The organism is Moraxella sp., assembly GCF_030525845.1.
Lineage (GTDB): Bacteria > Pseudomonadota > Gammaproteobacteria > Pseudomonadales > Moraxellaceae > Moraxella.
In genome coordinates this window covers 35112-47103 of the sequence record NZ_JAUNDY010000014.1, presented here as the reverse complement: position 1 = coordinate 47103, position 11992 = coordinate 35112, and the positions used below count along the sequence as shown (strand labels likewise).

The window sequence follows — 11992 nt, the reverse complement described above, 5'->3', positions numbered from 1 at the left end:
TGTCGTGTTGGTGCAAAATGTCAAGATTTAGGGCTTTTGGCCACCAAGCCATAGGACCTTGTTGATCTGAGGTTACGCCGCCGTGAAATGGGCAGCCTGCGGTATTTTGTTGGCTCATAATGAACTCCAAGGACTGTTAAAAATGTTTTTGGCAAATGCCTGTTGTATGATTGGTATTCTAGCGAAGATTGATGATTTGGTAAATTGCATTAATCTGATATTTTGATTTGATTTTTTAAATTAAAAATTTTTAATAAATGAACGATTTTAATTTAAATAATTTATCAAAGACATGAGTTTCTTTTTGTTGAGATAAGAAGTTAAAGCGTGCCAGTGAGATGGGTGGCTATCCTTTATTTGGTGGGTCAAATCTGTATTTACACGCCAAAAATCGTCATTATTGGCTTTTTTTGGGTTTTTGCAAGAGTCAAAAAGCTGACGCAATGCACGTCAGCTAGGTAAGATTATTTTTTCTTTTTAAGATTAATCATGCGTGTGATGGCGGCATTTAGCTCCTCTTCGCCAAATGGTTTGCAGATAAATCCTCTAGCACCGTATTGTAGGGCTTCTAGGGCGGTGTCTTTATCCGTTAGAGCAGAGACTACCAAAATACTTACACCTGTGCCTTGTGCTACGATACGTTGAATGCATTCTAATCCGTCCATTTCGGGCATGGTCAAATCCATCGTAACAAAATCTGGATTTAGTTCGGAGAATTTTTGGAGGGCTTCTACGCCATTAGTGGCTGTACCAACGATTTGGATTTCGCTGTGTTTGAAGCTTTTTTCAATGCGGTTTCTGATGATGTTAGAATCATCAACAATCATAAGTTTGTATGTCATTGTTGGTTTCCTGTGATGTTATATCTACCATAGTAGAAATTTACTACACGTTGTTAGACTGATAAGCCTGTTAGTATCAGGCTAAACTTCTATTGCATGAGAATGTTTTTGTGCATAAAGGTCAAAGTCTAAGAAACTTTGTAGTAATTTTTAAGTTTGCTTGGCGTATTAAATGTCTTTTGGGAAAGTAATGCTAATTTGGGTAAAGTGGTCTGCCTTACTACTGACACCAATCTTAGCATGGTATTTGTTTGCCAGTGCTTTGATGATGTCCATGCCTACGCCACGACCTGCATCTTCATCTACTGTCTTGGCGGTGGATACGCCTGATAAAAACATGATGCGTACAAGGTCTTTTTGGGTAAGGTTGTGGGCGGTGTCGGTGGTGGCTTGTCCAATCTCCACAGCTTTTTGGCGGATTTTTTCCCAGTTAATGCCAGCACCATCATCTTTGATGGTGAGTTTTTGATTTTTGGCATCTTCGCTAAGGTTGAGGGTAATTTGACCTGTAATGTCTTTGTTTTTATGGGTTCGTTCTTCAGTATTTTCAATACCATGTACGATGGCATTTTTGAGTAGTTGGGTGGCAATGTCTTTGTAGGCAGACATCAAATCATTTGGGATATTGACTTCATCAAAGCCTGCTATATGTACTTTGATCTGCTTGTTTTGACGCTTGGCGATGTCATTAGCATATTGTGTAAAATACCCTTGCCAGTGGTCTTTTGGGGGTTGGGTGGTTTGGGCGTTGTTGGTGGGTACATCAAGATTGGGGAGGTTTTGGGGGTTACTACCGATATTTAGTCGTCCAATCAGGCTTTCAATAAATGACACCATGTCCATCATTTCGTTTAGACCGATGGTAAAGGGCAGAAAGTCGTTGCCTTTTAGGTCGGTATGTTCCAAAAGTTGCTTTAGAGTGGTTTCTTGTCTGTGAGCAATGTCTACCAGTGCGTTTAGATTGACCGCAGACGCATCGCCTTTTAGGCTGTGCATTTCACGATACAGCAGTTGGGCTTTTGCTTTTGGGTTGTCTGTATTTTGGTTTTTAAGCACATCGTTCATTCGCTCGATGCGTCCTTTGGTTTCATTGATAAAGTAAGTCAGCTGACTGCCATCAACACTCAATAGGTAACTAATCATTTCAATTTGGCGATTGTGTTGTTCTTTGTCTTTTTGCATTTGATTTTGGAGATTTACCTCTTTGGTGATGTCGGTAACACTGACAAATACACTCTTGATGTCTTCGGTGCCTTCGTCAAGCACCCGAAGGAAATTAAATGCTAAAAACTTAGTGGCAGGTACGCCATTGTCGGCAATGTATGACAACGAGACTTGTTTTAGGGGGTTTAGGTCTTGGATTAGCTCTTCAACCACCCAAATATTATACAGCTGTTCAATAAAACGTTTGGTGGTACCCATGTCTTTTTCGCTAATCATGCCTTCTAAGATATCGTAGAGATTTTGTCCAGCGATATTTTGTTTGTGTAAAATCTCTTCTAGCTTGGCGGAGTGTTGGTCGGAGATGATGAGATTTTTGTCAATCAAAAACAGACCTTCGTTTACCGTGTGCATGATGTCATCGGTTTGTTTTTGGGCAACAGCAAGCTGTTTATCGGTGCGAACCAGCTGACGAAGAGAACCAAAGACGATGGCCAAAAATAACAAGAATGCAACACTGATACCACCGATTTGCCCCAAGCGTAGTTGGTGTGCCACAGACTGAATCAGCTCGTTTTGGCGACCTGAAAATTCAATGGTTTCAGCTTGCAAGGATAGATTGTATTGGCGAGCATAGTCCACCAAATAATCGGAGGTTTGTTTTTTGATGATGCCTTGTTTGGTGTCATTGACGAAGTTATTTAAAAGACCCAAAAACGGTGTCCAAATGGTTTCAATTTCGTCAAGTATTTTTTTGAGTTTGGGGTCGGTAACGGTGTTGATATTGACAGCATTACCCAAAACATCTTGTGCGACACCGCCATGTTTTAGGGCATTTAGCATGTTGGTAAAGGTTTGGGTTTGTTTGCCGATTTCTTCTAATTGATAAATCCCTGTCTGTGGTAACAAATCAAGTGAATAAGTGCCATGTGGCAAGGCTTGTTGCTCTGGGTCAAAGACTGTTGTATCAGAGATGTTGATATCTTGGTTGGTCAAATCATTCAGATATAGATTTAGGTCAAGTAAGTTTTTGGAGAGCTGTTGCACCAAGATGGTTTGTTGGGAGGCGAGTTCTAGCTCCTTGGTGGCGTTTGCGATTTTGTTCGTGGTTAGATAAGTTACACCAGAGAGTACCGCAACCAAACCAAAAAAGCTGGTCGCCAATAGAATTAAAGAGCGGTATTTTGCCAAGCCTTTTAGCTTGGTGTCGTTATTATGATGTGTATTAGTCATTATGTTATCTCTTGAATATTTGGTGTCAATATGCCTGTTATTTTACTTCTTGGTAAGGCACGTTGATGGTTTTGTGTTGTAGTTTGTGGTCGATGCCCTCTAATGGGTCGGTACCAGCAGCAAGATTAGCAGCAAGACGTAGCGAGACTTTGGCTTGTTCTGTGGCATCATTGAGTACGGTTGCGGTGATTTGACCAGATTTGACTGCATTTAATCCATCAGCGGTGGCATCAATGCCAAAAATTGGTAGCTTAATTTGAGCCTCATCTAGGGCTTTTGCTGCCCCCAGTGCCATTGCGTCGTTATTGGCAAGAATTATCTCCACATTGGGAAACTTTGGTTCTGTTATCCATGATGACACCAATGCATGAGCTTGCTCTTTATCAAACATGGCAAAATCAGCATATATCTCTTCTACATCAATACCCAAGGTTGGATAGTTTTCCATGGTACCAATAGCCCATTTGGTGCGAGCCTGTGCGCCTGCGTGGCCTGGAATGCCTTTTAGCATGGCAAACTGGATTTTACCATCGTTGTTTTTGTCCCAGTTGGGGTTGGCTTTCCATAATTCCAAAACTTTTAGTCCTTGTAGCACTCCTGCTTGGGTGGCATCTCCATCTACGAAGTAGGCTCTATCACACTGGGCAAGAGCTTTATCGCCTGGATTGCGATTAAAAAACACAAGAGCAACCTGACCACAATATTTATCAATGATTGCTTTGCCTTGTGATACATCGGCAAGATTGAGTACTAGGGCTTTTGCACCTTTGGAGATCATCGTTTCAATTTGGGTATTTTGGGTGTTTTGGTCATTATCCGCCTGTTCAACGATAAGGGTCAAAGAGGGATTAGCATCTCCTTCGGATTGATAAGCATCAAATGCACTCTTAAAAAATGGGTTGGTGATATTAGTAATGCTAACCCCTACATTAGCGGTCGGATAGGCGATATCTTGGGGGTTGGTTGGGGTAGGAGCTTGACCACATGCGGTCAAGATTAGTGTGGCAATAGCAACACTTAGCACTGTCTTTATCATAATTTTCTCATCAATGTCAATAATGATGAATGCCAACAGAGGCTATATAAGGGTGTTGATAAGTCATGAAAAACAGCCATACCACTCAATGCACTCATCGGATTAAATACGGGGGGGGGGGGGGCGAAAGTTGCCCAAAACCACATAAAATTCATGCAATTGCCTTGCTGGTTATTTACTAATAAAAACGGCTGGGCAACCTTCGGCTGTCTATTCTATCATAAATTTATCATTTTTGTTTAATTGATATTACAATAATATGAAGTTTGTTTATCAATCGGAGATATTTTGTCTGGGTGGTATCAGTCCAACTCATCAAGCCACGCCATTTGAATGGCTTCCAAAATTGCTTCGTTGGACTTGTCAGGCTCACCAACAAAGTCGTCCAGTTCACAGACATAACGGTGCAAATCGGTAAAGCGGATATATTGCACATCGACATCGGGGTGCTTTTCTGCCAACGCAATGGCGATGTCAAGGCTGTCGTGCCAGTTAAGTTTCATAAAAAACCTTTTTTTAAAGTGAAAGTTATACAAATTTTAACAAATTTTTTTAATCAATGCTATAATAACCGCCATTTTAATTTATCATCATTATCTTTAAAAATCATGACTGTACAAACCCACACCCCCCAACAATCCCAAAACGGACAAAAAAAAGGCAAGCCCCAAATTGCCAAAGCCGACCCAACCAACCCACACCTAACGCCCATTGACCGTGAAATTTTGATTCCGCCAAACGGACACAAAAAAGTGCTACTGCACTCATGCTGTGCCCCCTGCTCGGGCGAAGTCATGGAGGCAATGCTGGCAAGCGGTATTGAATTTACCATTTATTTTTATAACCCCAACATTCACCCCAAAAAAGAATACGAAATCCGCAAAAACGAAAACATCGCCTTTGCCGAAAAACACGGCATACCATTTATTGATGCTGATTATGACATGGATAATTGGTTTGCCCGTGCCAAAGGCATGGAGCAAGACCCAGAGCGGGGTCGCCGTTGCACCATGTGTTTTGATATGCGGTTTGAACGCACCGCCCTATACGCCCATGAGCATGGCTTTCCTGTGATGACCAGCTCGCTTGGCATCAGTCGCTGGAAAAACATGGCACAAATCAACGATTGCGGACACCGTGCCGTTGCCCCTTATGAGGGTCTCGATTATTGGGATTTTAACTGGCGAAAAGGCGGTGGTAGCAGTCGTATGATTGAAATTAGTAAGCGTGAGCATTTTTACCAACAAGAATATTGTGGCTGTGCCTACTCTTTGCGTGATACCAATAATTTTCGCCGTAGTCAAGGAAGAGAGCCAATTAAAATCGGTGTCAAATATTATGGCGATGATGACAAGTAATGGTAAAGCGATGAAGCAAGGTATTGATGCCTTGCTTTTTATTGGTAAGATTGATGGATTTTGTGATGAAATTACAACCTGTCTTATTGGTGGCGGTGCTTGCTACTTTTGGTATTGCCAATGCCGAGTTTATTAAATACCAACAAAGCGTTGTCGCTATTTATCAGCCCTACGTGATTATCATGCCACCACCCACGCCAGCTGTGCCGATTAGTCTATTTGTGGAGCGACCCACCGACAACCAACACGCTGAAATCCTAAAAGCCATCAATCTTACCAATGCCCTGCGTGCCAAAAACGGCTTGTCTGTACTTCGCTATGACGAAAATTTATCTGCTTATGCCCAATTGCGAGCTTATGAGATTGTTCAAAAATTTGACCATGAGCGACCCAATGGTGAAATGTATTATACGAGCATGAGTGTCGGTAGGGGTGCTAATGAAAATATCGCAGCAGGCAAGGCACGTGCCAGCGATGTTATCTTGCAGTTTAAAAACAGTCCAACGCATTATCATGCCATGATGAATGCCAATCATACCAAAATCGGCATGGGGTTGGTGTATGCCCCAAAAAGCCAATATAAGTATTATTGGGTGCAGATTTTGGGGGCGGACAACACCAAATCTCCTGCCGCATTTGGGGGTAACTCCAACCATTAATCTGTCAATGAGGCTTAATGGTGTATTCGTGGGCAAAGATGGCTTTATTGTCTTTGTATATTAATTTAAATTGTATCAATTCATATTCAATAAACATCAAAAAACACTCATGATTTGATTTATCATCTAACATCATCTCTTTTGGTATGTTTTTAATAATCAAATTTAAAAAATCATTAATATCAATCTCTTGACCGCCATCTAAAAACTGCTGAATTTTATGGCTGATGACCATCTTATTTCTTAATAAAATTTGATAAAAATGCGTTGATTGTAAATCCAGATTATATTTGGGTTTTATGGCTTTTGTTTTATTGGCAGGTTGTATGTTTGACTGGTCGGCGAGCGTAAAATAATCACCGCTACCTACCTTTTTGTGAGTAATACCCCAAGCATTTGCAAGTAGCAGTCCAAATGTTTTGAAGCCTAAGTCTTTTGGGTTGTATCCTTTGTTTTTTAATTGACTTCCTAGATAGCCGATATGTACCCATTCATCAGTGCGAGTGGTGTTTTCATTGATGATTTGTGTGATGTCATCGAGCAATTTTTGGTTGTGGATTTTGGTATTGGCTACTGTGGATTTATCATTTGAGATTTCACGGATAAATGGCACATTATCCTCTTTTTTTATTTCAAATAAGTCTATTTTATTAATGAGACTTTGCCATTTTTTATAGCCATAATTTTTGGGTTTGATGTTTGGGTAATTGACATTTAGGTATTGGGTAAAATTGGTAAAATTTGCCCAGCCATTTACCGAAGTTTTGGTAATACCATCTTTGATGGCGTTTATTAAATTGGTGTCTTGTAATAATTTTTCTTTTGAATATTGGCTATTGACACCATTGTTTTGAGTGGGTTTTTGTCTAATAAATATGGTAGAGTTTTCTTTTTTGCCTTCAAATAAGTCTATTCGATCAATAATCTCATAAAACTTATCATAGCCATAATTTTGAGGGTTAATGTCTGAATGGTGTTTTTGTAGATATGATGAAAAAACAGCATAATTTACCCAGCCATTTTCATCGGCTTTATTTTTTTGAATGCTATCACGCAGGGCGTTTAGTAATTTGGTGTCGCCTTTGAGTTGAGTTTTGGTGTGTTTTGCAGATTGTTTGGTTGATGTGGTTAAGGAAGTGAGAGGGGGGGGTTGCTGGGTGTTGTAATGCTACTGACATTAAAAAATTTTGAACAGGCTTGGCGAAACGCTGTGTTGGTTTTGTCCTCGCCAAATCCAAAAACCTGCACGCCATTACGTCTTAGGCGTACCGTCAATCTGATAAAATCACTATCAGATGAAATAATACAAAAAGCGTCATAATTTTTGGTGTGCCATAAGTCAATGGCATCAATAACCAATGCAATATCGCTGGAATTTTTGCCTGTGCTATAACTGGTTTGGTGTTGTTTTTCGATGGCGTATTTTAGGGTGGGTGTCTCCCAAGGTAATAAATGCGACTTTGTAAAATCGCCATAAATTCGCTTAATGCCGATTGTGCCTAATTCACTGATTTTATTAAAAATCCAATCTGCTTTATTGGCACTGATGTTATCAGCATCGATGAGTACGGCAATGTTGTTAAACATGATTTTAATTTTCCGAGAAAAGCCATTATTAAGATGGTGTTATGATAAAATCAAACCCACGTTGGTGGGTTTGTGTATTGGGTTAGCCTTTTAATTTATCGCCCACCAGTCCTTTGACGGTGTTTAGGATATCGGAGGGTAGGACGACGGTTTTGGCGTTGTCAGATTGTGCCATTTCATTCATGGCTTTGATGTATTGTTCGCCAAGTAGATACACCACAGGCATTTCTTTGCCGTCCATCGCTGATGAGATGAGGCGGATAGACTCTTCTGAACCACGAGCTAGCACTACTTGTGCTTCGGCATCACGGCGAGAGGCTTCTAAGCGACCATCTGCCTCTAAGATGGCGGCTTGTTTTTGACCGTCGGCACGTGTTACCATCGCACGGCGCTGGCGTTCGGCGGCGGCTTGTTCTTCCATTGCCATTTGCATGGTGTGTGAGGGTCTGATGTCTTGGATTTCGACTGTTTTTAGGGTAATGCCCCAATCTGCGATGTCATCAGAGATGGCGTGTTTAAGTTGTGCTTTAATTTGGTCTCGACTGGATAAGGCGGCATCAAAATCCATGTCGCCAATGATGGAACGTAGCGAGGTTTGTACCAAATTGCGGATACCATATTCATAATCCTCAATACCATAGACGGCGTATTCAGGCTGAATGATGTTGATGTAGGCGACAGCGTTGGCAATGATGACCACGTTATCTCGTGTGATGACTTCTTGGCTTGGAATGTCAAGCACGATGTCTTTGGTGGTGATTTTGTAGGCGACCGTATCAACAAAGGGAATGATGAAGTTAAGACCGGGTTCTAGGGTTTGGTGGTATTTACCCAGTCGTTGTACGACCCATTTGTAGCCCTGAGGGACAAGGCGTACCCCTTTAAAGATGGTAAACACCACAAAAGCGACTAATACAAATAATACTGACATTTTTACTCCTAATTTATAAGTGAGGGGCTATCCCCATTATTTTCGTTTGACAACCAATTCATTGCCCAATACAGCCGTAACAATCACTCTATCGCCTGCGTTTAGCATTTCGCCATCAACGGCACGGCAAGCCCATTCATCAGAGCCGACTTTTGGGACGCTAAATCGTACCTTGCCTAGTCTGTCCGATGTGGGGGCGTGGGTTAGCATACCAATCTCACCGATGATGACGCTACCACCTAGCCCTGCGGTGGTGCGGTTTTTGATGTGGGGCTGGATAAATTTAAACCATAAAATACAGATAATGACTGACAAGATAAGCCAAGCGATGACGCTGATGGTCAATGACATGCCAATCATCCACGCAAAAAGCGAAATGATGACTGCTGATAGTCCAAACCACAACAAGAAAAATGTCGGCACAAAGATTTCAAGTATCATCAAAACTAAGCCAAAAATCAGCCATTGCCAAGGTTGCATGTTCATCATTTATCCTCGTGGTGTTTTGGGTTACTATATAATATCCAGATGTGAATTGCAATCATTTACCTGTGGGTGTGCGTCCGAATTTATGTTTTGAGTTCATTTGATTCATGACGGTACTGATGTCATCATGACTAAGATGAGCACTGTGGCGTAGTAGCTCTATCATGTCAGGATTTAGGACAAATTTGGCGTGTTCTGCGATTTTGTCAATACGCTCATCAAAATGAATCATGGCTGTTTTGGTGTCAATTTGTACATAATCCATACGCACTAATGTGTCAATAAAGCTCTTAAATAATGCCTTATCAAACATGTCAGGCAAATCATCAGCATACAGCACCGAGACACGCTGACCCAAGAAATAACAGAGGTTTACGACCTGTTCGCTGTTTAGGCGACCACTACCTTGCTCAGACAGGAGGGTTAATGCCATAAAATAGCGTTCAAGGCTCTGCTGGGCGGAGCTGGCAAGCGTCATGAGTTGTTGGTAGGCTAAGGAGTTGGTCTCAGGCGTGCTAAACAGTCCATCTTCCCATTTTACCACGACATTTTCGGCGATTAGGACACTTAGAATGTTGTCGATGGTTTGATGGATATTGCGTTGGGGGAACTTTAAGAACAACTCGGTCTGCAAAAAGGGATAGAGTAGCTCGCCAATATTCAAAAGCTCGCTTTGGTGCATGCGCCCATTTCTTTGGATGAGGGCAGCGATGAGGCTAGCTAGGATAAACACATGTAAGATGTTGTTTTTAAAATAACTAAGCAGAGGAGCTTGCTTGTCTGCCACTCGTATCACGTCGCCCAAGATATGAGGGGTGCGTTCGATGAGTTTGAGTTGTAAGCCATACGCCAAAATATCCTTCGGTGACATGTCGGTTACAAAGGTGTCGTCATCGTAAGGTAGGGCTTGGGCGATACGCTGATATAGGGCGATTTGCTCGATAGCCCCTTCTTCGTCTAGGGCGGATTTTGGGGTGGAGAGTAGCACCAAAGCAAGCAGTGAGACAGGATTTACTACCGCTGCCTTATTGATGTGTTGCATGATTTTTACGCCGATGTTGGCAATCATGGCGTGCGTTTGCTCGGTGTTGGTTTCTTGGTCATCAAGGCTTAGTGTGGAGGCTTCTTGGTTGGTTTTGACATTAAATTTTTCTAAAAAATTTGCCAAATAAAGCGGTTCGCCAAAGGATAGATGTACTGTACCAAAAATACGCTCGATTTTTTGGGCGGTCTTGATGAGGCTAAGGAGATTTTCGGACTCTTTGGGTTTGCCTTTTAGTTCGCCCACATAAGTTGCCCCTTCCATGATTCGCTCATAGCTGATGTAGGTGGGGATAAACACCACAGGTTTGGCAGGGTCTCTTAGATAGCTACCTACGGTCATGGCGAGCATACCCAGCTTGGGCGGTAGCAGGCGACCTGAACGAGAACGCCCCCCTTCCACAAAATACTCAATAGGGGCGGCTCGTTGCATGAGCGTGTGTAGGTATTCTTTAAAAACGGTGCTGTATAGGGCATTACCCTTAAAACTACGACGCATAAAAAACGCACCGCCACTTCTGAGCAGTCCACCCACGATGGGAATGTTTAGGTTGTCGCCAGCAGCGATGTGAGGGATACGAAGTCCACGCTTATAGATGACATAAGACAATAGCAAATAATCCATGTGGCTACGGTGGCACGGCACATAGATGATTTGATGGTCGGGTGCAAGCTGGCGAACACGCTCAAAATGCCTAACCTCTACGCCGTCATATAGCCTAGTCCACAGTCGTGTTAAAAATTGGTCAAACAGTCGCACGGTAGAATGTGAATAGTCGCTGGTAATCTCGCCGATGTAATTTGAGGCTTCTTTTTTGATTTCATTGATGGATTTGTGGCTGACACGTGCTTCATGTTCGATGGCATTTTGGACGGTAGCAGATGACAGGATTTGTTCGGTAACGTTGCGTCTGTCAGACAAGTCAGGACCGATGATGCTGGTGCGTTGCTTATCCAAAAAACCTTTTAGGCGAACACAAATGGACTGCGTCAAAGCTCTGGCGCTGATGTCATTGTCATCTTCGGCGGTTTGGGTGTCGTGTATGAGGGTTTGTAAATCTTTTGGGGTGGCAAATTGCACCACCGTATCACGCCCCATCACGCCGATGTTAAAGAGCTGTTTGGGGATACTGGGGCTATCCCATTCGTCCGCCATGAGCAGTTGAAGCAGGCTGTCTTCTTTATCAGGGGCACGACCCCATAGGATAGTTACGGGAATGAGGCGTATGTTTAGGCTAGGGTCATTTAGGCATGCCTCGACCAGTCTTTCAAGGCGTGGCGATGGCACATGAGATGAGCTGTGACGATGTTTTAAAAAAATCACAGAGGCACTTTCATGGATACTGCCAGTGCGTGTGGAGGCAAGAGCCGATGGCAAGCCAAGCTCACGAGTTTTTATGTCCACAAGCAGACTGTTGGAGCGAGAGTACTCTCGCAGAACATAAAATGTGGGGATATCATCATCAATGGAGGGAATCTCGCCCAGCACTTGTGCCTTGACTGCAAGCGATAACCCCTTGCCTGATAGGTGGCGATAGGTGGAGGGCTTGTTTTCTATTTTTTTGGCGGTTTGTTCAGCGAGTAGAGGGGCGTTTTTGGTTTTTTTGCCAAAGATTTGGGATAGGTTCGGGAGTTTTAGCATAAAACATCACATGATT

Annotated in this window: 11 protein-coding genes and 1 pseudogene; 2 read left to right on the top strand and 10 right to left on the bottom strand. The window is 42.5% G+C overall.

Annotated elements, in window-relative coordinates:
• Positions 1-464: 464 nt before the first annotated feature.
• The 4 genes from Q4B79_RS06585 to iscX form a co-directional block, all read right to left on the bottom strand.
• Complete coding sequence (locus Q4B79_RS06585) at positions 465-842, bottom strand: response regulator (protein WP_303085630.1); 378 nt, start codon at positions 840-842, stop codon at positions 465-467.
• Positions 843-1010: 168 nt separating this feature from the next.
• Positions 1011-3236: an ATP-binding protein gene (locus tag Q4B79_RS06580; protein WP_303085629.1), complete on the bottom strand. Its 2226-nt coding sequence runs from the start codon at positions 3234-3236 to the stop codon at positions 1011-1013.
• Between the two features lie 37 nt (positions 3237-3273).
• A complete protein-coding gene (locus Q4B79_RS06575; protein ID WP_303085628.1) occupies positions 3274-4272 on the bottom strand; it encodes a galactose ABC transporter substrate-binding protein in 999 nt (332 codons plus the stop codon).
• A gap of 302 nt (positions 4273-4574) precedes the next feature.
• Positions 4575-4775 carry a Fe-S cluster assembly protein IscX gene (gene iscX, locus Q4B79_RS06570; protein ID WP_029103819.1) on the bottom strand — a complete coding sequence of 67 codons (201 nt, stop codon included), beginning with the start codon at positions 4773-4775 and terminating at the stop codon, positions 4575-4577.
• A gap of 105 nt (positions 4776-4880) precedes the next feature.
• On the opposite strand from iscX, the gene Q4B79_RS06565 reads away from it, so the two are divergent.
• Together Q4B79_RS06565 and Q4B79_RS06560 are read left to right on the top strand one after the other, a co-directional pair.
• Entirely contained in the window at positions 4881-5630 is a 750-nt protein-coding gene (locus tag Q4B79_RS06565) for an epoxyqueuosine reductase QueH (RefSeq protein ID WP_303085627.1), read from the top strand.
• A gap of 65 nt (positions 5631-5695) precedes the next feature.
• Positions 5696-6289, top strand: a complete 594-nt coding sequence (locus Q4B79_RS06560; RefSeq protein WP_303085626.1) for a CAP domain-containing protein — start codon at positions 5696-5698, stop codon at positions 6287-6289.
• Between the two features lie 4 nt (positions 6290-6293).
• Here the strand turns inward: Q4B79_RS06560 and Q4B79_RS06555 are convergent, their stop codons facing one another.
• The 6 genes and pseudogenes from Q4B79_RS06555 to plsB form a co-directional block, all read right to left on the bottom strand.
• Positions 6294-6902 carry a hypothetical protein gene (locus tag Q4B79_RS06555; protein ID WP_303085625.1) on the bottom strand — a complete coding sequence of 203 codons (609 nt, stop codon included), beginning with the start codon at positions 6900-6902 and terminating at the stop codon, positions 6294-6296.
• A gap of 12 nt (positions 6903-6914) precedes the next feature.
• Positions 6915-7352 (bottom strand): annotated as a pseudogene (locus Q4B79_RS09660) (OST-HTH/LOTUS domain-containing protein); the annotation flags it as partial.
• 65 nt (positions 7353-7417) lie between these two features.
• Positions 7418-7876: an NYN domain-containing protein gene (locus tag Q4B79_RS06550; protein ID WP_303085624.1), complete on the bottom strand. Its 459-nt coding sequence runs from the start codon at positions 7874-7876 to the stop codon at positions 7418-7420.
• Between the two features lie 82 nt (positions 7877-7958).
• Positions 7959-8807 carry an SPFH domain-containing protein gene (locus Q4B79_RS06545; RefSeq protein WP_303085623.1) on the bottom strand — a complete coding sequence of 283 codons (849 nt, stop codon included), beginning with the start codon at positions 8805-8807 and terminating at the stop codon, positions 7959-7961.
• Between the two features lie 36 nt (positions 8808-8843).
• Positions 8844-9293, bottom strand: a complete 450-nt coding sequence (locus Q4B79_RS06540; RefSeq protein WP_303085622.1) for an NfeD family protein — start codon at positions 9291-9293, stop codon at positions 8844-8846.
• 55 nt (positions 9294-9348) lie between these two features.
• Entirely contained in the window at positions 9349-11976 is a 2628-nt protein-coding gene (gene plsB / locus Q4B79_RS06535; RefSeq protein ID WP_303085621.1) for a glycerol-3-phosphate 1-O-acyltransferase PlsB, read from the bottom strand.
• Positions 11977-11992: the final 16 nt, after the last annotated feature.